Source organism: Nocardia sp. NPDC005366 (genome assembly GCF_040606855.1).
In the GTDB taxonomy this organism is placed as follows: domain Bacteria; phylum Actinomycetota; class Actinomycetes; order Mycobacteriales; family Mycobacteriaceae; genus Nocardia.
The window spans coordinates 60,863-81,714 of sequence record NZ_JBEXFQ010000032.1 but is presented as its reverse complement, the minus strand read 5'-3'; the positions used below and the strand labels follow the sequence as shown (position 1 = coordinate 81,714).

Sequence of the window (20,852 nt, the reverse complement as noted above, 5' to 3'; positions counted from 1 at the left end):
CATCGTCAAGATTGCTGGTCGGGGCGATCCAACTTCGAGGCCAGCACCGCCGCCTGCGTCCGTCGCTCGACCCCGAGTTTGGTCAGCAAGCGTGAGACATAGTTCTTGACCGTCTTCTCCGCCAGGAACATCCGGGTCGCGATCTGCCGGTTGGTCAATCCCTCGCCCAGCAGCGAGAGCAGTGTGCGTTCCTGCTGGGTCAGCGTCGCGAGGGGGCCCTTGTCGCTCTCGGCCTCAGCGCGCAGTTTCGCCATCAACGCCGCGGCGGCGCGGTTGTCGAGCAGGGATCTTCCCGCACCGACCTCACGGATCGCGTCGATGAGTTCGAGGCTGGTGATGTCCTTGACGACATAGCCGCTGGCACCGGCGAGGATGGCGTTCAGCATCGCCTGTTCGTCGGTGAACGAGGTGAGCATGAGGCATTTCAGATCCGGATTCGCGGACAGCAGCTCGCGGCACAGTTCGATGCCGTTGCCGTCGGGCAGGCGAATATCGAGGACGACGACGTCGGGGCGTAGCGCGGGGATCCTCGCCAGCGCGTGGGAGTAGCCGGCGGCCTCGCCGATCACCTCGAGATCGGGCTCCGCGGTGATCAGCTCACCCACCCCGCGACGGACTATCTCGTGATCGTCAACCAAGAACACCGAAATCATGGCGCCTCCTCCTCGCTGGGTCCGCTCATGGCTATCCCATGGCGGGAGCGATTTCACCGGGTGCGGCGTCGACACCGGTTGTGGCGTCCGCGGACCGAACCGACGAAACTGTCGTATTACATTGTGCACCGAGCAGCCAGGCCCGCATCGCATCGGCGACCGTGCGCTCGAGTGGGCGGGCGGTATCCAAGCGCACCGCGTCGGGCCACGAGGTCCCGGTCGCGGCGATGGCCGCCGCGATCTCGGCGGTGGCGTCGGAATCGGTATTGTGGCGTGCGCCGATTCTCGCCTCGGCGATCTCGCGAGGACAGACGCATTCCAGCGCGATCAGCTCCGCGCTGACGGCGTCGGCGAGTTCGCGAGCGTGACGACGCTCGGTCTCGTCGGTCCAACTGGCGTCGAGGATCACCGAGCGGCCCGACCCGAGCAGTGCGCGTGCTCTGGCGCGCAATTCGCGGTAGACGTGGCTCTTGCTCGCGGCGGAGTACAGACCGGTGCCGAACGAACCTGCGTCCCCGGCTATTTCATGGTTGGCGAGCAATTCTCGGCGGAGGTGATCGCTGGAGAGCACGACGGCCCCGGTGGCCGCTGCCAGTTCGGTGGCGGCGGTCGATTTGCCGGTGCCGGGTAGACCTCCGATCAGGACCAGGCGAATCGCCGCGCTCTCCACATGCTGCTCGGTGATGGCCAGATGCCGCCGGGCGCGGTCGAGCGCGGTGTCATCGCCCTGACTGTGTCGAATCAGGTCGACTTTCGCTCGGACGAGTGCGCGATAGGCGATGAAGTGATCGGTCAAGGCGACGGGGGCCGAGTCCCCGGTGGTTCGGCGATATTCCGCGAGCAGCGCGGCGCCGAGGTCGGGGTGCCCCAGGAATTCGAGGTCCATGGCGAGGAAGGCGATGTCGTCGAGACGGTCGACGAACCGCAGCCGGTCGTCGAAATCGAGACAGTCCAGAACCCGGAATCCGTCGGGCAGGTCGAAGATGTCCTGACTGAGCAGGTCGCCGTGACCGTCGACGATCTCGCCGTCGGCGATGCGCTGCGCGAACAGCGGAGCACGTCCTTCGAGGAAGCGAAGCGCCAGGTGCTCGATCCTGGCGAGTCGGCTCCGGTCGACGAGTTCGGCCGACTGGTCCGCCAGCGGGCGTAGGAGGGACAGCCACCGGTCGCGCAGTGCGGCGGGCGTGCCCTCGGCGTCGATGTCGGGGCCGCGACGGGCGTCGTCGTGAAATCGCGCGAGCATGTGCACCAGCGACGACAATCGCGAGCTGTCCCAGGCCGGTTCGTTCACGAGGTTGGACAGTCGGCGGTCCTCCGGCATCCGCCGCATCACGAGTACCGGCTCCGACGACGCCGAGGTCGGGTCGACCAGGTGCGCGATCCCGAGGTAGACATCCGGCGCAATCCGCCGGTTGAGTTCGAGTTCGCGCGCGCAGGCCCGTTCGCGGAGTTCCTGGGTGCTGAAGTCGAGGAAGTCGGTCGCGATGGGTTTCTTCACTTTGAAGGCGCGCTCGCCGCACAGGGTCACGATTCCGGTATGCGTCTCGTGGATCCGCGCGGGGGTGGAGCCGACCACGTTCACGAGGCGTCGGTAGCGGGTCCGGCCACCGTGAGGCCGACGGTGGAGCCGCCGTCGAGCACGAATTCCGATCCCGTCGAATACGTCGCCTGTTCGACGATGAACCGCACCATGTCGGCGACCTCCTCGGGCTCGCCGAAACGTGCCAGCGGCTGTCCGGCGGCCATATTCGGATCGAGGTCGGCGGTCATGGGTGTGCGGATCGGGCCGGGATGAACCGAACAGACGCGCACGCCCGCGTCCCCGAGTTCGAGGGCGGCGGCCTTGGTCAGTCCACGCAGACCCCACTTGCTCGCCACATAGCCGGCGATGCCCGAGTAGCCGATCAGCCCCGCGGTCGAGGAGACGTTGACGATGACACCGTCGCCCGCGGCACGCAGACGCGGCGCTGCGTGGTGCATGCCGAGCCAGGGGCCTACGAGATTGACGTCGAGCACGTGCCGGAACATCGCGGGTGCTTCCGATTCGATGCCCCCGAAATCGACGATCCCGGCATTGTTGACAAGGACGGCCAATGGCCCGAACGTCGCCTCGGCCTCATCGAGAACCAGCCGCCACTGGTCTTCGTCGGTGACATCGAGATGGCAGAACATCGCTCGCGAGCCCAGCGTCTCGGCGGTGGCTTTACCGGCCTGATCGAGCAGATCGGCGACGATGACGCCGGCTCCGGCGTCGACGAGCGTTCGCGCGATGGCCGCGCCGATACCGCGCGCACCCCCCGTCACGATCACGCTGCGGCCACGAAGATCGGGCATGGTGACCAACTCCTTGGGTAGTCGATCCCTCAACAATGGTGGACGGCGATCACTGTGGTGATGGCCGAAAGTCCCCGATCATCAGGGCCTTTCGGTTCGTCATCCCCGAGTGTACGTGGCATGGTTCGCGCTCTATCCGCTGACGAGGACCTCATCGATCGGGCGGCGTGGTGTGCGCGGTGGACCCGGGGCGGTGGCGCGCCCGACACGGACGAAAATCTGGGGATGGGGTTCACCGATCGCCTCGATGACCCTCGCGCGGATGGCGGGCAATTCGGTGAGATGGCTCATCACACAGGTCGACAGGTCGTAGACGGTGCATTCCAACAGGACCGCTGACAATGCCTCACCACAGGCCGACAACGATTCGATCGTGTCGTCGCGGCTGCCGAGCGCGATGATGCGCGCCTGGTCCCGCTCCTCCGGTCCCGGACTCGCTGTGCCCGCGAGAAATTCGCGGTTGGTCGGTACTCGGAGGTGGTCTTCGCGCGGCGGCAGAGCCGAGGCCGGGACACCGGCGTCGGGGCCCGCCGCGCCGAGCCACCAGGTGAGCTCGGCCTGGTAGTAGGGATCGCGACGGCGCAGCGCCGAGGCGCTCCACGAGATTCGGCCGAGCGTCTCGCGCGTCTCGTCATCGATCGCCAGCATCCGCGTGTCGTGGTGTCGGCAGAGTTCTTCCAGGACCGGTACGAGGTCGGGCCACGGCTCGGCGGGCGCGTACGGCGCGCGGTCGGTGTAGCGGTCATCGATCGCGGCGGCGAGTTCCACATCGCTGTCCAGCACGGGGGTGGGACCGCTGAACTCCAGTGACGCCAGGTGAGTCCGGTCGGTCGGTTGCGGGAAGCGCTCGACTCGCGGTCGCCACCCTGCCGCGGTCCACGCGGTCACCGCGTGATCCAGCGCGGCGCCGCAGCCGATGATGCCCTGCCGGTTGAAGGCATCGGTGGAGGGGAGCAGTCGTTCGGCGTCGACGGTCAAGGCCAGCCGGACGCCGTTCCAGCGCCAGCGCCACGGCTGGCTGTTGTGCAAGGAGGGCGCGCGGCTCGCGCGTTCCACCACCGTGCGCACCGTGGCCTCGTCGGGAGCGAGAACGTCCATCACGCCTCCTTGTCTGTCTTCCGATGCCAGCGTAGAGCGAGTGGCGGAACCTGCGGTGACGAACCCGGCATGCCACAGTGTGGACATGCGCGCATGGCGAGTTCGGAAACCGGGTCCGGTCGACACGTCCCCGATGGTGATGGATGCGATGAGCGAGCCGGAGCCGTCGGGTGACGAGCTGCTGGTGCGCGTGCTGGCGTGTGGTGTGTGCCGGACCGACCTGCACGTGGTGGAGGGCGATCTCGCCGTCCATCGGCGGTCGGTGGTGCCCGGCCACGAGATCGTGGGTGAGGTGGTCGCCGTACCGGACGGTCGGGCGGACTTCGCGGTGGGCGATCGGATAGGGATTCCCTGGCTCCGCTATACCTGCGGGTCGTGCAGGTACTGCCTTCGCGGTGCCGAGAATCTCTGCCCGAATTCGCGATACACCGGGTGGGACGCCGACGGCGGCTATGCCGAATACGCTACGGTGTCGGCCGATTTCGCGCTCCGATTGCCGTCCGGCTACGGCGACGAGCAGGTGGCCCCGCTGCTGTGCGCGGGCATCATCGGCTATCACGCTCTGCTGCGCGCCGAGGTGCCGGAGGGCGGGGTGCTCGGCATCTACGGTTTCGGCGGGAGTGCGCACCTCACCGCGCAGGTAGCGCTGGCCCGCAACGCTCGCGTGCATGTGATGACTCGCGGGAGCGCGGCCCGCGAACTCGCTCTCGCGCTCGGGGCGCACTCCGCGCAGGGCCCGGCGGATCCGCCGCCGGAGCCGCTGGACTCGGCGATACTGTTCGCGCCGGCCGGTGAACTCGTGCTCCCCGCGCTGGAAGCGCTGGACGCGGGTGGCACGCTGGCGCTGGCCGGTATCCATCTGACAGATGTCCCGCCCTTGAACTATCAGCGACATCTGTTCCGCGAGAAACAGATTCGCAGCGTCACGTCCAATACGCGGGAACAGGCCAGGCAGTTCCTCGATTTCGCGCAGCGTCATCCGCTGCGTGTTTCGACGCATCGGTACGCGCTGGAGCACGCTGATCGCGCGTTGAGCGATCTGGTCCACGGCAGATTCGACGGCGCCGCGGTACTGGTCCCATGAGCGGGATTCCGCGCGCCACGGCGTGGCGGATCGCCGCTTCAGCGTCCTCGGACAGGTGACGGCGGAGGTCCCACGACCTGGGGACATCCTGCCCTTATGCGGGATCGGTCACCGGTGGCAGCGTGAGAACTACCGATGACGACCAGGACGGATCAGGGACAATGCGATACGGAATGCCCGATGAACGACTCATCGAAGCAGCGCTCGCGCTCGCGGTGCGGGCGCCGTCGGTGCACAACACCCAGCCGTGGCGGTTCCGCATCGCCGACCGCGGCATTCGCCTCTACCTGGATCCGGCGCGTTCGCTGGACGCCGCCGATCCCGATCAGCGCGATCTCCTGGTGAGCTGCGGAGCGGTGTTACATCACGCGCGCATCGCATTCGCCTCGCTGGGATGGTCGGCGGTCGTGGATCGTCTACCGGATCCGGATAGACCCGACCACCTCGCCACGATCGAACTGGTTCGTCATCGGCCGACGCCGACCGACGCGGCGCTCGGCGCCGCGATCACCCACCGCCGGACCGATCGAAGGCATTTCAGTTCCCAGCCCATACCGCGCGGTTACCTCGGATTGGTGACCGAGCGCGCCGCGGCCAATGGCGCCACGGTGCTCCAGGCTGCCTACGAACCCCGTCGGGTGCTGGTGGAGACGATGTATGAGGCCGCCCGCCGACATGCGGGCGACAGCTACTACCGACTCGAACTCGCCGAATGGAGCGGCAGGCACGACAGCGCGGACGGTGTTCCGGCGGCGAGCGCTCCGCATCGACGTGCGGGGCAAGGCATCCCGAACCGTGTCTTCGCTACCCCGCGTCTGGTGGATACCTCACGGGAACCCGATTACGCGGAGTTGCTCGTCGTCGGCACGGCCGGTGACGATCGGCTGTCCCGCTTGCGTGCGGGGGAGGCGGTGAGCGCGGTGCTGTTGACCGCTACGAATATCGGGTTGTCGACCTGTCTGCTGACCGAACCTCTCGAGGTCCCCGACTTGCGGCGCAGAATCCGGACCGGGGTGCTGGCCGATGTCTCCTATCCACAGGCTGTCATCCGCGTCGGGTGGCCCAACGACACCGCCACGTTGCCCGCCGTGCCGAGGCGTCCGATCTCGGAGGTACTCGAGGCCGCGGTTCCCCCGGTATGTGGAACCTCAACGTACTAGGGGGGAGTCGTCGCTGGCGTCGGGCAGTCCGAGGACGGCCTTGATACCGTGGCAAGTGCCGAAGTCGCCGTCGTAGGTGGTGGACGGCGGCAGGCGAAAACCCGATACGGCATGCTCGGTTTCCGACTGTTCGGACCGGATCGAGTCAGGCTGTGCGACTGCGGCTCGCCTCGGTGACGCCAAGTTGTGCCACAGGCCCATCGGTGGCGGGACTTTCGTCTCTGACCCTGCCGCACCGCGGCGGGGGATGCTCGGCATCGAGGGTATCGACTACGACGAAAGGCATGATGATGGCCGACAATTCTGGTCCAGCCCCCGGTCCGCGACTGGTGGTAGCCGTCGACGCTTCGGCGAGTGCGTATCAGGCGGCGGCGTGGGCGGCCTCGACGGCGGCCATGCGTCGGTGGCCCTTGCACATCCTCACCGCGGTGGGACTTCCCGACGGATTCGGCCCGGGATTGTCACTGTCGGAGGCGGATATCGAGTGGTTGACTCGTGACGGCGAGCGGATCGTGAACGAGGCCGCCAGGATCGCCGCCGAGGCGGCGCCCGGCGAGGAGTTGCAGATCAGCACCGAGGTGATATTCGAAGAAGTGATAGCGCTGTTGATCGAGCGCTCGAAGTCGGCGTCCATGTTGGTGGTCGGGAGCCGGGGTGTCGGAGCGTTCCAACGGGGGTTGCTCGGGTCGGTCAGCACCGCCATCACGCGGCACGCGCAGTGCCCGGTCGCGGTGATCCACGATGCCGCGGGCCAGACCGAGGAATGGAAGGTCAGACCGGTGCTGGTGGGTGTCGATGGCAGCGCGAACAGCACGCGGGCGATCGAACTGGCTTTCGCCGAGGCGTCTTTGCGCAAGGTCGGTCTGACCGCGCTGCACACGTGGAGTGATGCGACCGCGCTCGATCTTCCGGTGCCCGGTTGGGATTCGATCCGCGAATCGGAGCATGTGCTGCTCGCCGAGCAACTCGCGGGCTATCAGGAGCGTTACCCGGATGTCGCGGTACGCCGCGTCGTCATGTGCGATCGGCCCGCCCGCGCGTTGCTCGACGAATCGAGCAACGCGCAACTGGTTGTCGTCGGCAGCCACGGCCGTGGCGGATTCGCGTCCATGATGCTCGGTTCGACCAGCAATACCCTTCTGCACTCGGTCGAGTGCCCCATGATCATCGTGCGCGACACCTCCGCAGGCAGGCAGGAATCATGAGCAATAGACATCCCGACTCCGACACCGTGCGTGCCGCGCTGGCCCTGGCTGTGCGCGCTCCCTCGGTGCACAACACGCAACCGTGGCAGTGGCGCGTCGGCGACCGGACCGTGCATCTGTACGTGGACGACGAGCGCGGCCTGCCCCATACCGATCCGGACCACCGGGAACTGCTCCTCAGTTGCGGGGCCGCGCTTCATCACTTCCGGGTGGCCGCTCGCTCGTTCGGCTGGAACACCGTGGTGCACCGTTTCCCGAACCCTGACGACCCGAAACATCTGGCGGCGGTCGAGTTCGTACCGGTTACGCCGACCGCGGATGTGGTCGCGATGGCGCGCGCGATCGATGAGCGGCGTACCGATCGCCGCCAGCCCACCTCGTGGGAGGTGCCGGAGGCATTCGTCACCACCCTGGTCGCCGCGGGTGTCGCGGAAGGGGCGATGGTCAGTGAGATCCCCGGGGGAGGTACTCGTATTCGTCTCGTGGAGGCTTTCCGTGCCGCTTCGGCCGAGCATCGGACCGATGACGGGTACCAGTCGGAGTTGGCTCGGTGGAGTGGCCGCCATGCCGATATCGAGGGGGTGCCCGCCCGCAACGCCGTGCTGGCCGATGATCCGTTGACACGTGAGTTCCATGGGTCGACGCTGACCGAGGGGATATTGCGTGACCTCGACGTGCACGGCAGGTTGCTGCTGGTGCATACCGGTTCCGACGACGAGATGTCGCGGTTGCGGGCGGGGGAGGCCACCAGTGCCGTGTTGTTGTCGGCCACGGTATTCGGATTGGCGACCTGTCCGTTGACCGAACCACTGGAACTGCCGGGGACGCGTGCGCTCGTGCGCACGGATGTCTTGTCCGACAGTGGTTTTCCGCAACTCATCGTCCGTGTGGGGTGGGCGGCCACCAGTGCCGCCCGCGTGCCGGCGACCCCGAGGCGACCCCTGGAGGATATGGTGCGGCCACTGGAGTAGGGCGTGCGACGGGTCCGGCCGGTGGTCGGACCCGATCGGTTCAGGGGTGGACGATCGCGGCGCCGGTTCGAGGGAGGCCGAGTTCGTCGGCGATCGCGGCGGTCCAGCCACTGATCGCTGCCCAGTCGCGCAGGTCGCCGTAGCGGCCGCCACCCATCAACCGGTAGAGGACGCGGGCCTTCAACGAGACCCCCACACGTTCGTAATGGCCCGCGAAGGCTCGGTATTCGCGCGGTGAGATCGAGTCGCGCACCGCCGCGATCTTCGGCGGCACGGTCCGGCCGATGACGCGGCCGATGGGCCCGCGCAGGGCGGGACCGAGACCCACGCTGAACAACCAGACGGCGGTGTCGGCCAGCGCGGCCCGATTATTTCGCACGTAGTCGACGGCCGGCAGCAACAGGCTCATGTCGTGTATCGCGCTGCCGAGGACCACGGCGTCGAAGCGCGTCAGCTCGGGCGCGTGATCGACATCGGCCAGCTCCACCTCCGCGCCCCGCGTGGTGAATCCCTCGGCGATGTATTCGGCGATCTCCCGTGTGGATCCCTGAGCGGTCGCGTAGACGACAGCGATACGAGTCTTCTTCGATTCCATGTACTCGAGCCTTCCGTTCGGTGCGGCAGCGGGTCAGAGTCATCGGGCCTGTGCGACAGGGACGAACGGCCCTGCCCGACGCGTGTCGGGCAGTTGCCGGATCGATTGCCGCGAGGGCCTGTGACGACGACCTCGTGTCTTCAGTGCGACTGCGGTTGGGCGCCTATGGTCAAGAACTCCGTGACCGGGCGGCGCGAAGTCATCGGCGACTCGGGTCCATCGTCGTCCGCTCCTATCCGGATGACAACTTGCGGGGTGACCTGATGGCCGATCAGTCCGGTGAGAAGCCGACGGGCGGCGGGCAGCTCGGTGAGGTGGGTCAGTGCGCACGTGGCCGCACCCATGGCGGCACATTCGAGCAGCACCGCGGACAGCGCCTCGCCGACGCAGAGCCATTCCAGCGTCGAATCGCCGTGGGTGCTGAGTACGATCAGCCGGGCGCGATCATCGATGTCCGCACGCCTCGGGACGTTGTTCCCGGCGGGCAAGGTGCGGCCGATCGGGGTATTGCGCGCTTCACGCTCGGAGGCCAGCAGCTCACGCGGGACTCCCTCTGTCGGCCTGGAATGTCCTATCCACCAGTGTAATTCGGACTGGTATTGCATGTCGTACCGTTGGATGGCCGCAGTGTGCTCGGAGGCGGTCGCCAATCGCGGTCGTACGGATTCGTCGAGGACGTCCAGTACGACCTCGTGGGGAGATACCAGCATCCGTAAGTTGTGCAGCAGTTGATCCCATTGATCGGGTTCTCGCATGGGCAGCCGGTCGGTGCGTCGGCGAGCGATGGCCTCGGCGCGGGCGAGCACCCCCGATGGCGGATCGGTCCACGGCCGGAATTCGATGGTGGCGAGCCATTCCGGGTGGGCCGGATCGGGCATCCGGATGGTATCGGTGTGCCACCCGGTGGCGGCGAACGCGGTGCGCACATGGTGCAGCATGGCGCCGCAACTGATCAGGAGTTGTCTGCCGGAGGGATCGGCTACGTCGAGCATTCGACGGTCGTCGCGATACAACCGAAGGGTCGGGCCGTCGAGAACCAACCGCCACGGTTGTGTGTTGTGCACAGACGGTGCGCGGCCGGCCAATCGCATCGCCGCGAGCACCGTCGAATGATCGGGCATGGTGGAGATGTTGCTGTTGGTCATGAACCGAGTGTGATGACGTGATGGGCAGGCGACTACGGGAATTGCGCCCGTGCTGTGGGGACCTTGGTCACGAGGTTCCGGTCGAGGCGACTCCGGCGATCGTCGTCGGTGACTTCCGGTCCAGTATCGAGGACTTCCGCACACAGCGATCGTCGAACTCTCCGGCGATAGTGGGACGGTGAGCCTCGAACACGCCAGTGAGACCGAGCCGACCGGGATCGATCCGCGCGAACCGGTTTCGGCGCTGATGAGAGATCTGCGGACCACACCCGATGGACTGTCCGAGCGGGAAGCGGCCAGACGCCTGGAGTTGTACGGCCCGAACGAACTACCGCAGCGATCGGCGGGCCGATGGTGGACCGCGTTGGGACGCCAGTTCGTGCATCCCCTGGCGATGCTGCTGTGGGCGGCGGCCTTTCTGGCCTTCCTCTCCGGCGCGGTCGTGCTCGGCATCGCGGTCGTGGTGGTCGTCGTGCTCAACGCGATGCTGGCGTTCTGGCAGGAAAACCAAGCCGAGCACGCGGTCGCGGCGCTCGGGCGGTTCCTCCCGCAGCAGGTGATGGTGGTCCGCGGCGGTCGGCACAGTCGAATATCGGTTTCCCAGCTCGTGCGTGGTGATGTGCTGATCATCGAGGAAGGAGAGCGGATACCCGCGGACGCGCGCCTGCTCGATGGAGCGGTACGGGTGGACATGTCGGCGTTGACGGGGGAGTCGACGCCGGTCACGCGCAGTTCTACGGCGACCGATCGCGCCGACCGATCCGTGGATTCGCCCGCACTCGCCTTCAGTGGCACATTGTGCACCGGGGGAACGGCGCTGGCCGTCGTGCACAGCACCGGCGTGCATACCGAACTCGGCCGCATCGCGGCACTGTCCCAGCATGTCAGGCAGGAACCGAGCCCGCTCGAGCGGCAGGTCAGGCGGGTGGCCTGGTTGATCGCGGCGGTCGCGGTCGGTGTGGGGGCGGCCTTTCTGCCGCTGGGTCTCATGGCCGGATTGTCGTTGTCGTCGGCCTTCCTTTTCGCGATCGGTTTGCTGGTGGCCAACGTGCCCGAGGGGCTGCTTCCGACGATCACCCTGGCACTGGCCGCGGGGGTACGGGCCATGGCCCGGCGCGGCGCGGTCGTGCGGCGGCTGTCGGCGGTGGAGACGCTGGGCTCGACGACGGTGATCTGCACCGACAAGACCGGCACGCTGACGGTGAACAAGATGAGCGTGGTGACGACGACGTCGGCGCACCCCGCCATGGCCGAAGCCCTCGCGTGGTGCGCCACCGCGGAACTCGGCGAGCAGGAGTCGGGGGATCCGATGGAGGTCGCCTTGCTCCGATATGCCGAGTCGGTCGGCGCGGCGATCCCGGCCGCACGACGTCATGCGGCCCGTCGCGGGCTGTATCCGTTCGATCCGCAGATCCGGTTGATGTCGACCATCGATGAGATCGACGGCGGACTCGTTGTGCATGTCAAAGGCGCGCCGGAAGCGGTGCTGCCCCGCTGTAGTGACTCCCAGGATGGGGATTTCGCCACCGTCGAGCAGGCCAGGACGCAGGTCGAGGCCCTGGCGGAGCGGGGGCTTCGGGTGCTGGCGGTCGCGCGGCGAGAATGGGAGGGGCCCGCACCCGCCGATCGGGAACAGGTCGAGCGCGATCTCGTCTTCATCGGCTTGGTCGCGCTACTCGACCCGCCTCGCCCGGAAGTCGCCGCGGCGGTCACCGCGGTGCACCGAGCCGGGATCCGCGTCCATGTCATCAGCGGCGACAACGGGGGGACCACGGCCGAGATCGCGCGCCGAGTCGGGATCGCCGTCGATCGGGTGTTCGACGGCCTCGAGGTCGAGGCGATGTCGGATGAGCAGTTGGACGCGCTACTGGCCCTGCCCGGTGAGATCGTCTTCTCCCGTGCGACCCCCGAGGTGAAGCTGAGGATCGCCGACGCACTGCGCCACAACGGCGAGGTGGTGGCGATGACCGGCGACGGCGTCAATGACGCGCCTGCTCTGCGTCGCGCCGATATCGGAGTCGCGATGGGCCAGAGCGGGACCGACGTGGCGAGGGAGGCGGCCACCCTCGTCCTGACCGACGACAACTTCGCCACCATCGCGGTCGGGATCGAGGAGGGGCGCCGGGTCTTCGACAATGTTCGCAAGTTCGTGCTGTACATCTTCGCGCACGCGGTGCCGGAAGTCGTGCCGTTCCTGTTGTTCGCGCTGTCGGGTGGCGCGATACCGCTGCCATTGACAGTGCTGCAGATCCTGGCGATCGATCTCGGTACCGAGACCCTTCCCGCGCTGGCCCTCGGCCGCGAGACCGCCGAACCAGGGGTGATGAGCAAACCACCTCGTCCGCGGTCCGAAGGTGTCATCACCGGTCGATTGTTGTTGCGCGCCTGGGGGGTTCTCGGTGTGGTCTCTGCCGTGCTTGTGATGGCGGGCTACTTCACGGTTCTCGTGCACGCGGGTTGGCATCCCGGTGCTGACGTCGGCGCGGGCTCGCCGCTGCATCACGCGTATCTACAGGCAACCACGGTCACCTTCGTCGGCATCGTCGCATGCCAGCTCGGCACCGCGTTCGCCGCGCGCACCGAGTACGCGTCGCTGCGATCGATCGGCTTCACGTCCAACCGACTGTTGTTGGGCGGCTGCGTATTCGAGATCGTCTTCGCGTTCGCGCTCGTCTACCTGCCGCCGTTACAGACGATCTTCGGCACCGCGGCGCTGTCGCCGTGGATGCTGCTGCTCCTCGCCCCCTTCCCGGTGATCGTGTGGGCCGTCGATGAATGGCTGCGGTACCGACAGCGCCGACGGCGGAAACCCTTCGCGCGCCGACTCGATCCGCGAAGTTCCGCTAATGTGACGGCCGGAACGTCGAGCAACCTCACCGTGATCCCGCGCGGTGAGTGATGAGCGCCGGAGCCGTCCGTCCAGCTGGTTCGACACGTGGCAGGGCCGAATAGGTCTTCATACCGTGACGTTCGCCTCTGACGACGGACACAGGGCGCGGTGAGGATGGACGGCATGGCTGCTGAGCTCGCGATATCGATAACCGGGTTGACCAAGTCCTTCGGCCGCGCCGTCGCGCTCGAGGGCCTCGACCTGTCGGTGCAGACCGGTGAGGTGCACGGCTTTCTGGGACCGAACGGAGCCGGGAAGACCACGACCATCAGGATTCTGCTCGGTCTGCTGCGCGCCGACGCGGGCACGGTACGGCTACTCGGCGGTGATCCCTGGCGAGACGCCGTCGCGCTGCACGGTCGCCTCGCCTACGTCCCCGGTGAGGTGACATTGTGGCCAGGCATCACCGGAGGCGAGGTGATCGATCTGATGGGGAAGTTGCGCGGTGGGATCGACCGGCGCAGGCGTGCCGAGATGCTGGAGCGTTTCGATTTGGATCCGCACAAGAAGGCGCGCGCGTACTCGAAGGGGAACAGGCAGAAGGTCGCACTGGTCGCGGCGCTGGCCTCGGAGGCCGAGTTGTTACTGCTCGATGAGCCGACGGTAGGGCTGGATCCGCTCAAGGAGGCCGAATTCCAGCAGTGTGTCCGGGAAGCGACCGCGCTCGGCCGGACGGTTCTGCTCTCGAGTCACATCCTGGCCGAGGTCGAGGCGCTGTGCGACCGGGTGAGCATCATCCGGCACGGACGTACCGTCGAGAGCGGCACACTCACCGAATTGCGCCATCTGACCCGCACCGCGGTGACCGTCGAGACCGAGCGGCCGACGCCGCCGCTGGACACCATCGCGGGCGTCCACGACGTGATCACGGACGGTCTTCGAGCCCGGTTCGACGTCGAGGACCAGCATCTGGATGCCGTGCTGCGGGTGCTGGCCGAGGCCGGGGTGCGAAGTATCACCAGCACCCCGCCGACGCTGGAGGATATCTTCCTGCGGCATTACGGTCCCGACCCGGCCGAGGTGGCGCGGTGAGCGTCTCCACGTTGTCGCCTCGGCGTGCCATGACGAGCGCCGCCGGCGCGGGTGTGTTGTTGCGCTTCGCGCTGCGCCGGGAACGGTTCACCCTGCCGTGCTGGCTTCTCGGCGCCGCCCTGCTGCTGGCCATGCAGTCCGTGAGCAGCCAGCGTTTCTACGACACCCCGGCCGACCTCGCCGGGCTCCGCGAGATGATGGGCGCGAACGCGGCGGCCGTGGCGCTGGGTGGGCCGACCCGATTGCTGGACACCATCGGCGGCGAAGTGCTGTTCGAGGTATTCGCCTACCTGGCGATCGTTGTCGCGCTCATGAACATGTTCCTCATCGGTCGGCACACCCGCTCGGACGAGGAAGCCGGACGCGACGAGTTGATCCGCTCGGCGAAGGTGGGTCGGCGAGCGCCCGCGCTGGCCGCGCTCGCCCTCGCGGCGGTCGCCGACCTCGGTGTCGGCGTGGTGCTGACCCTCACCGCGGTGGGAACCGGGCTGCCGGTCGAGGGCTCGGTACTGACCGGTGTCGGGATAGCCGGTATCGGAGCGACATTCGCGGCGGCGACCACGCTGGCCGCGCAGATATTCGAGAATCCACGCAGTGTGTACGGCGCGGTCACCTCGGCCCTCGCGCTCGCCTACGTGTTGCGAGCACTCGGCGATGTCGGCAGCGGTACCGCTTCCTGGGCTTCGCCGTTCGGGTGGGGGCAGCGCACCTATCCGTATGTGGTCGATCGGTGGTGGCCGGTGGCGTTGTTCGCCGTCGCGAGTGTCGCACTGATCGGTGCCGCCTTCGCGCTACTCGAGCGTCGAGATTTCGGCGCCGGTCTGCTGTCGTACGGAACGGGGCGGGCAACGGCGTCGTTCGCGCTGGCATCGCCGCTCGGGTTGGCGTGGCGCTTGCAGCGCGGGTCCTTCGCTGGCTGGATCCTCGGCGTGCTCGGACTCGGCGCGGCCTATGGGTCGTTCGCCGAAAGTATCGCCGACTATCTGGCCGATAACCCGGAATTGGCGGCGTTCCTCCCCGGCGGCGCCGCCGATGCGGTGAATTCCTATCTGGCACTGACACTTTCGATGACCAGTCTGCTCGCGGCCGCTTTCGGCATCACCGCGGTACTGCGGGCCCGAGGCGAGGAGATCGCGGGACATACCGAACTCGTTCTGGCCGCACCGGTGAGCCGTACACGGTGGCTTGCCGGTCATGTGACTGTCGCCCTGCTCGGTAGCGCGGCGGTCGCCGTCGCGGGCGGGTTCGGCGCGGGGCTGACCTACGGCCTGACAGTGCGGGACGCGAGCCAGGCGACGCGGATGGCCGTGGCGTCGGCGGCCTACTGGCCCGCCCTCGGGGTGACGATCGCGGTGGCGGTCCTCGGATTCGGCGTACTCCCACGGCTCGCGGCTGTCGTCGCCTGGGCGGGTTTCGCCTACTGCGCGGTGGCGCTGCTCTTCGCGGACTCCTTCGACCTTCCCGACTGGTTCGCCGTCGGATCTCCGTTCGAGCACACCCCTCGCGTCCCCCTCGAAGAGGCCAACGCCGCAACGATTCTCGGTCTCATCGGCGTCGCCGTGGCGGTGTCGGTCGCCGGGTTCGCTGGCTTCCGCCGCCGTGACATCGGCTATTGACCGGGGCGGCGCCGAGATGAACGACTCGAGGAATGGAGCAATCGTGACCGAAGTCGATCGAACAGATGTGCAGGCCAGGATCGCGGAGTTGATCGGGCGGCGCCCGATGGTCGGCGCCGCGATCGGTGTCGTACGTGACGGGCGTGTGGATTCTCTGACACTGCACGGGCTTTCGAACGTCGCCACGGGGCGTCCGGTCAGCGAGGACACCGTGTTCCGGGTGGCCTCGATCACCAAGACTTTCACCGCCATCGCGATCATGCAGTTGTGCGAACGCGGCGCGGTCGATCTCGATGCCCCCGCGCAGGGGTACCTGCGCGCCTATCGCCTCGCCCCCGAGCGTCCCGATTTCCGTTCCCCGACGCTGCGGCAGTTGCTCACCCACACCGCGGGGGTCGGCGAGACCGTACACCCCGCCAAACTCGTATTCCCGGATTTCGGAGAGAGCGTCGCGCCGGGCGCGACGATCCCGTCCTTGGCCGAGTACTACCGTGGCGCGCTGGCGCTCCAGGCCGAGCCGGGGACGCGGTGGACCTACTCCAACCACGGCTTCGCCACGCTCGGCCAGATAGTCGAGGACGTGAGCGGGGTGACGCTGGCGAAGTATCTCCACGAGCACGTCTTCGAGCCGTTGGGGATGCATGACACCACCATGTCGTCGTTGAGCTACCCGCACGCGCGGCTGGCGACCGGGTACACCTATCGCCGCAACGGCCCGCGTCCGGTTCCGCTGCGGGAGATGGTCACCGCGGGCGCCGCCTCGGCCTATTCGACGGTCCGCGATATGGGGCGTTACCTGGCCGCGCTCATGAACGGCGGAGCGAACGAATTCGGAACTGTCCTGGCCGCGGACACACTCGCGACGATGTTCGAGCCGCAGTATCAGCCCGATCCGCGAATTCCGGGAATGGGGCTGGGATTCTTCCGCGCCGAGATGGGCGGTCACCGCGTCATCGAGCACCAGGGCATCCTCACCGGATTCGATTCCCAGATCTGGGTAGCCCCCGACGACAAGGTGGGGGTGATGGCGTTCACCAACGGCGCGCATCGCGCAATGCTCTGGTTGCCCGCGGAGACCTCGAGCCTGATGCGTGGACTGCTCGGTGTCGCCGACGAGGAGATCCGCACCGACGTCGCTCAGCATCCCGCGCTCTGGGGCCAGCTCTGCGGTGACTACCGGGTGCCGGGGCGGCTCAGCGACGTTCGCGCCAAGGCGATGGTCGGCGCGGGAATCCGGGTTCAGGTTCACCACGGGCGACTCGTGCTGCGGGTGCTGACTCCGGTACCCGGCCTCTACCGGGGGCTGGCGCTGCATCCCGACGATCCCCACGATCCGTTGGCGTTCCGCATCGATCTGACCGAATACGGTCTCGGCACCTTACGTGTCGTCTTCACTCGGTCACCGCTGTCCGGTGCTACCGCAATGCATATGGACGTGATGCCGATCACCGCTCGCAGGCGCTCGCGGTGATCGGCAGTGACGGCCCCGGTCCCGATGCGCCGGGATAGGCGGACCCACGCAGGGTGGGGGCTCAGAGTTGCGCGCTGATCCGGGCGAGCCCGTCCTGCTTGTGCGCGAGGATGGGGAAGTCCGCGTCGATGAGCAGGCGCATCATCTTGGAGTTGGTGGGCATGACATCGGCGACGAAGCGTTGGATGCCGCGTTCGCGAGCAAGCCGTGCGAGGTGGTGGAGCAATTCGGTGCCGATGCCGTGTTCTTGCTGGTCGCGAGCGACGACCAGCGCCACCTCCGCTGATTCGGTCCCGTCCAGCGCCACGAAGTTCGCGACCCCGGCGAGTCGATCATCGACGAAGGCGCCGACCGCCCCGTGGGCGGGGTCGTCGCGGGAGATGGCGGCGGCGACGGCCGGCAAGTCCTTCGGGACCGGCGGGGTGAGGAATCGGTAGACGCTGTCTTGGCGGTCCATCGCGGCATGCAGGTCCAGTATCGCCTCGGTGTCACCGGGGCTCAATTGTCGGATGGCGACGTGGCCGGAGTGCGGGGCCGCGGCGTCGGCGGTCATCGTCGTAGTCCTTTCGATGGGAACGCGGGCGCCGATCAGGTGCGAAGGACGGTCCGTGACGGGCGCACCGCGGCGTGCAGTGTCTCGACGTCATCGCGTGCGAACATCTGCGTGCCGGGCAGCGCCACCGTCGCGGCGGCGGCCGCGACTCCGTAGGCGCAGGCCTGCGCGCAGGTGTCGCCCCGGGTCAGTCGATAGGTCAACGCGGCCAACAGGCTGTCGCCCGCGCAGGCGTCACTGCGTGCCCCCGAAGCAAGCGCGGGGGCGGGGAGTTCGTAGTGGGCCTCGGGCGTGGAATATATCGCGCCGAGCGCGCCGACCGTCGTGATGGCGTGCCCGGTGGCCCCGGCGTCGAGGAGGTAGTCGTTGGTGGCGCGCGCGTCGTCGAATGTCTCGATCGGCCTGCCGATCAGCGTCTGGGCCGTATCCCGGTCGAGACGGATCAGGAATACCTCGTTCGTGAGGACCTTGTGCAACTGCGGTGCGGCGATGTCGAGCAGGACCTTGGCGCCCGTTCCGTTGACCGCGCGGACGATCTCGGCGCAGAAATCGTCGCGCAGCCGCAGGGTCGCGCTGCCGGTGATGACGACGTAGGGGAAGCGCGGCGCCGCGGTGACAACAGCGTCCAGGAAACGGTGTTGGTCGGCTTCGGTGAGTTCCGGCCCCGGCGGCACCACGTGGTAGCTGTGCCCGGTCCACTCTTCGGCGACGACGAAGGCCGTTCTGGTATCGCCATCGATCTCGACGCTTTGGTGCAGTAATCCCTCGTCATCGAGGAGACGATCGAGATATCGGCCGATTTCGCGGCCGCTGGTGTGCAATGCGAGCGCGGACCCGCCGAGTCTGCGCATACCGCGCGCCACATTGATGCCGCCCCCACCGCCTTGGACGGTCGGGGGTTGGGCCCTGTTCTTACCCTCGCTGACCAGTCGTGGCGTCGTCATGGTGATGTCGACGGAGGGATTGAGAGTCACTGTCAGCACGGTTGGTGTTTCGGCTGGTTCGATTCCGGACACCGGTCGCCCCTTCGTTTGCGTCGTCGGTCTTCTCCAGCGTCGCGGTAACAGCGCCCGTCGGCACAGTGCCGAAAGGCCCGGTTCCCGGGCCTTTGGTCGAACATCGAGAGTGAGTTCGGCACCGACGTTATCGGGGGCTCGCGCCCACTGTCGGTCGAGCGGCCGAGGTCATCGGTGCGGATCGGTCGTTCAATCGTGCGGACGCGCGATGATGACGGGGCATTCGGCGGCATGCATGACGGCTTGGCTCACCGAGCCGAGGGTCATTCCGGCGAAGCCGCCGTGCCCGTGGCTGCCGACGACGATCAGTTGCGCGTGATCGGCGGTGGCCAATATGTGTTTGGCCGGGGACCCTTCGACGACGACTCGTTGGATTCGCACGTCGGGGTACTTCTCGGCGTATCCGGCGATGCTCTCGGCAAGCAGTTCCTCGGCGTCGTTCTGCATCTCCGCGCGTGGGATGTAGCGATTGAATTCCGACCAGGTCAGCACCGCGACGAGGGCGGCGCGACGACGGGTGGCCTCATCGAAGGCGACGTCGAGGGCGAGTGCGCCGCCCGGCGAACCGTCGACCCCGACGACGACGGGCCCGTTCGTCCGATCGGTCCCCCCTTCCGCCGGTTGCGGGATCACCGCGACCGGGCAGTGTGCGTGTCGGGCCAGTGAGGTGCTCACCGAGCCGAGCAGGCCGCGCCGCAGAGCGCCGAAACCGTGCGTGCCGACGACGAGCAGGCGTGCGTCCTTGGATCGGTCACGCAGCACCGGGATCGGGGTCGCGTCCACCACGAAAGTCTCGACTTCGATGGGATGGATGGGCGTGGCCGCGGCGATCGCGGTCTCCCTCGCGGCGGCCACCGCGGCGGATCCGGCCGTACGGAAGCTTTCGTAGTCGATCTGGTCGAAGGCGATGCCGGGTCCGAAATCGATCGGCGCGCCGATCCCGTAGACGATGTGCAATGGCGCGCCGTGCTGAGCCGCGTCGACGGCTGCCCAGCGTACCGCCGCGAGCGCGGCTTCCGAGCCGTCGACGCCGACGAGGACGGGGGGTTTGAGGGGAGTGGAGGACATACGATTTCCAACTTTCCGACGATGTGATCTCAGGGGGTGTGAACGACCATGACCGGGCATTGCGCTCGCTGTACCAGGTAGTTGCTGGTCGAGCCGAGCATCAGTCCGTGGAAGCCGCCGCGACCGCGGCTGCCGACAACGAGCAGTTGCGCGGCCTTCGACCATTGCCTCAGGTGGTGACGGGGGTTGGACTGGAAGACCTTGCGGATCACCACGACATCCGGATACTTCTCCTGCCAGCCGGCCAGACTCTCGGCCACCACGCGATCGGCGAGCGCGGCGACGTCGCCGTCCCGGATGGTGTCGGGCAGTCCGGCGGGCCGGTCGAAGTGCGGATCGGCCCAGGCGTGTACGGCGATGAGTTGGACTCCGCGCATGTCGGCCTCGGCGAAGGCCGCGCCGACCGCGTGAGCGCTCGTTTCGCTGCCGTCGACGCCGACCACGACCGGGCCGAGCGTTCGCGTCTGCTGGTCCATGCCGGCGTCGTGAACCACGACGACAGCGCCGTGGCCGTGGCTCGCCACGGCCACTAGCACGGATCCGAGATGACCGATGGTGCCGACGCCGTCGGTCGCGCCGAGCACGACCATATGCGCGGTTTCGGAGGCCGCGACGAGCAGGCGAGCCGGATTGTCTTCCGAAAGTTCGAGTTCGACCGGCAGGTCCGGGTCTACTTCGTGGGCGAGTTTCCGTGCCGCGGCCAGGTATTCGGCGCCGTGGATCCGGAGGTGCTCGGTAATACTCGGCACCAGTAGGTCGTAGGTGCCGAGAACCGCCTCCGCGGCGACCAGGTCCAGGCCGTGTACCAGACGCAGACGTCGCCCGCGCCGCGCCGCGGTCTCAGCGGCCCAGCGCACCGCCGGATCGGCAGCCTCGGTGCCGTCCACCCCTACGACGACGGGCGCCGACGCCAACTGGTGCGGGTCGTCGACATCGACATCGTTCGTGGTCATCCGCGTCA

At 67.6% G+C, this 20,852-nt stretch carries 18 protein-coding genes; 8 read left to right on the top strand and 10 right to left on the bottom strand.

The genetic code is table 11. The features are described from left to right. Positions 1-5: 5 nt before the first annotated feature. From ABZS43_RS29265 to ABZS43_RS29250, 4 genes are all read right to left on the bottom strand, one after another. The gene (locus tag ABZS43_RS29265) at positions 6-653 is read right to left on the bottom strand and encodes a response regulator transcription factor (RefSeq protein ID WP_355039204.1); all 648 of its coding nucleotides are present in this window, start codon (positions 651-653) and stop codon (positions 6-8) included. Between the two features lie 31 nt (positions 654-684). Continuing rightward, positions 685-2,235, bottom strand: coding sequence for an AAA family ATPase (locus ABZS43_RS29260; RefSeq protein ID WP_355039203.1), 1,551 nt, complete (start codon positions 2,233-2,235; stop codon positions 685-687). Continuing rightward, a complete protein-coding gene (locus ABZS43_RS29255; RefSeq protein WP_355039202.1) occupies positions 2,232-2,987 on the bottom strand; it encodes an SDR family oxidoreductase in 756 nt (251 codons plus the stop codon). The genes ABZS43_RS29260 and ABZS43_RS29255 overlap by 4 nt, the downstream gene beginning before the upstream one ends. A 132-nt stretch (positions 2,988-3,119) precedes the next feature. Next, positions 3,120-4,085 (bottom strand): hypothetical protein, encoded by a 966-nt coding sequence (locus tag ABZS43_RS29250; protein WP_355039201.1) that lies wholly within the window; start codon positions 4,083-4,085, stop codon positions 3,120-3,122. Between the two features lie 85 nt (positions 4,086-4,170). On the opposite strand from ABZS43_RS29250, the gene ABZS43_RS29245 reads away from it, so the two are divergent. From ABZS43_RS29245 to ABZS43_RS29230, 4 genes are all read left to right on the top strand, one after another. Beyond that, positions 4,171-5,169 carry a zinc-binding alcohol dehydrogenase family protein gene (locus ABZS43_RS29245; RefSeq protein ID WP_355039200.1) on the top strand — a complete coding sequence of 333 codons (999 nt, stop codon included), beginning with the start codon at positions 4,171-4,173 and terminating at the stop codon, positions 5,167-5,169. A gap of 173 nt (positions 5,170-5,342) precedes the next feature. Then, positions 5,343-6,329, top strand: a complete 987-nt coding sequence (locus ABZS43_RS29240; protein ID WP_355039199.1) for an NAD(P)H nitroreductase — start codon at positions 5,343-5,345, stop codon at positions 6,327-6,329. A 290-nt stretch (positions 6,330-6,619) separates the two neighbouring features. Continuing rightward, positions 6,620-7,534, top strand: a complete 915-nt coding sequence (locus ABZS43_RS29235) for a universal stress protein (protein ID WP_355039198.1) — start codon at positions 6,620-6,622, stop codon at positions 7,532-7,534. Next, positions 7,531-8,505 (top strand): NAD(P)H nitroreductase, encoded by a 975-nt coding sequence (locus ABZS43_RS29230; RefSeq protein ID WP_355039197.1) that lies wholly within the window; start codon positions 7,531-7,533, stop codon positions 8,503-8,505. Before ABZS43_RS29235 ends, ABZS43_RS29230 begins: the two co-directional genes overlap by 4 nt. Before the next feature lie 40 nt (positions 8,506-8,545). Here the strand turns inward: ABZS43_RS29230 and ABZS43_RS29225 are convergent, their stop codons facing one another. Then, positions 8,546-9,100: a flavodoxin domain-containing protein gene (locus ABZS43_RS29225; RefSeq protein WP_355039196.1), complete on the bottom strand. Its 555-nt coding sequence runs from the start codon at positions 9,098-9,100 to the stop codon at positions 8,546-8,548. Between the two features lie 140 nt (positions 9,101-9,240). Further along, entirely contained in the window at positions 9,241-10,245 is a 1,005-nt protein-coding gene (locus ABZS43_RS29220; protein WP_355039195.1) for a hypothetical protein, read from the bottom strand. 178 nt (positions 10,246-10,423) lie between these two features. On the opposite strand from ABZS43_RS29220, the gene ABZS43_RS29215 reads away from it, so the two are divergent. The 4 genes from ABZS43_RS29215 to ABZS43_RS29200 all read left to right on the top strand — a co-directional run bounded on the left by ABZS43_RS29215 (position 10,424) and on the right by ABZS43_RS29200 (position 17,254). Next, a complete protein-coding gene (locus tag ABZS43_RS29215) occupies positions 10,424-13,144 on the top strand; it encodes a cation-transporting P-type ATPase (RefSeq protein ID WP_355039194.1) in 2,721 nt (906 codons plus the stop codon). A gap of 114 nt (positions 13,145-13,258) precedes the next feature. Further along, positions 13,259-14,167: an ABC transporter ATP-binding protein gene (locus tag ABZS43_RS29210; protein ID WP_355039193.1), complete on the top strand. Its 909-nt coding sequence runs from the start codon at positions 13,259-13,261 to the stop codon at positions 14,165-14,167. After that, on the top strand, positions 14,164-15,783 hold the full coding sequence (locus ABZS43_RS29205) for an ABC transporter permease (RefSeq protein ID WP_355039192.1): 1,620 nt from the start codon (positions 14,164-14,166) through the stop codon (positions 15,781-15,783). Before ABZS43_RS29210 ends, ABZS43_RS29205 begins: the two co-directional genes overlap by 4 nt. Before the next feature lie 43 nt (positions 15,784-15,826). Then, positions 15,827-17,254, top strand: a complete 1,428-nt coding sequence (locus tag ABZS43_RS29200; RefSeq protein WP_355039191.1) for a serine hydrolase domain-containing protein — start codon at positions 15,827-15,829, stop codon at positions 17,252-17,254. Positions 17,255-17,315: 61 nt separating this feature from the next. Here the strand turns inward: ABZS43_RS29200 and ABZS43_RS29195 are convergent, their stop codons facing one another. The 4 genes from ABZS43_RS29195 to ABZS43_RS29180 all read right to left on the bottom strand — a co-directional run bounded on the left by ABZS43_RS29195 (position 17,316) and on the right by ABZS43_RS29180 (position 20,844). Next, positions 17,316-17,807, bottom strand: a complete 492-nt coding sequence (locus ABZS43_RS29195; RefSeq protein WP_355039190.1) for a GNAT family N-acetyltransferase — start codon at positions 17,805-17,807, stop codon at positions 17,316-17,318. A 35-nt stretch (positions 17,808-17,842) separates the two neighbouring features. After that, on the bottom strand, positions 17,843-18,823 hold the full coding sequence (locus ABZS43_RS29190) for a PfkB family carbohydrate kinase (protein ID WP_355039189.1): 981 nt from the start codon (positions 18,821-18,823) through the stop codon (positions 17,843-17,845). 189 nt (positions 18,824-19,012) lie between these two features. Then, complete coding sequence (locus tag ABZS43_RS29185; RefSeq protein WP_355039188.1) at positions 19,013-19,891, bottom strand: universal stress protein; 879 nt, start codon at positions 19,889-19,891, stop codon at positions 19,013-19,015. Positions 19,892-19,920: 29 nt separating this feature from the next. Then, positions 19,921-20,844 (bottom strand): universal stress protein, encoded by a 924-nt coding sequence (locus ABZS43_RS29180; protein ID WP_355039187.1) that lies wholly within the window; start codon positions 20,842-20,844, stop codon positions 19,921-19,923. Positions 20,845-20,852: the final 8 nt, after the last annotated feature.

Coding starts and splice junctions, on each gene's coding strand:
- ABZS43_RS29265 (WP_355039204.1), bottom strand. CDS start 653: ATGATTTCGGTGTTCTTGGTTGACGATCACGAGATAGTCCGTCGCGGG.
- ABZS43_RS29255 (WP_355039202.1), bottom strand. CDS start 2,987: ATGCCCGATCTTCGTGGCCGCAGCGTGATCGTGACGGGGGGTGCGCGC.
- ABZS43_RS29250 (WP_355039201.1), bottom strand. CDS start 4,085: ATGGACGTTCTCGCTCCCGACGAGGCCACGGTGCGCACGGTGGTGGAA.
- ABZS43_RS29245 (WP_355039200.1), top strand. CDS start 4,171: ATGCGCGCATGGCGAGTTCGGAAACCGGGTCCGGTCGACACGTCCCCG.
- ABZS43_RS29240 (WP_355039199.1), top strand. CDS start 5,343: ATGCCCGATGAACGACTCATCGAAGCAGCGCTCGCGCTCGCGGTGCGG.
- ABZS43_RS29235 (WP_355039198.1), top strand. CDS start 6,620: ATGGCCGACAATTCTGGTCCAGCCCCCGGTCCGCGACTGGTGGTAGCC.
- ABZS43_RS29230 (WP_355039197.1), top strand. CDS start 7,531: ATGAGCAATAGACATCCCGACTCCGACACCGTGCGTGCCGCGCTGGCC.
- ABZS43_RS29225 (WP_355039196.1), bottom strand. CDS start 9,100: ATGGAATCGAAGAAGACTCGTATCGCTGTCGTCTACGCGACCGCTCAG.
- ABZS43_RS29220 (WP_355039195.1), bottom strand. CDS start 10,245: ATGACCAACAGCAACATCTCCACCATGCCCGATCATTCGACGGTGCTC.
- ABZS43_RS29210 (WP_355039193.1), top strand. CDS start 13,259: ATGGCTGCTGAGCTCGCGATATCGATAACCGGGTTGACCAAGTCCTTC.
- ABZS43_RS29195 (WP_355039190.1), bottom strand. CDS start 17,807: ATGACCGCCGACGCCGCGGCCCCGCACTCCGGCCACGTCGCCATCCGA.
- ABZS43_RS29185 (WP_355039188.1), bottom strand. CDS start 19,891: ATGTCCTCCACTCCCCTCAAACCCCCCGTCCTCGTCGGCGTCGACGGC.
- ABZS43_RS29180 (WP_355039187.1), bottom strand. CDS start 20,844: ATGACCACGAACGATGTCGATGTCGACGACCCGCACCAGTTGGCGTCG.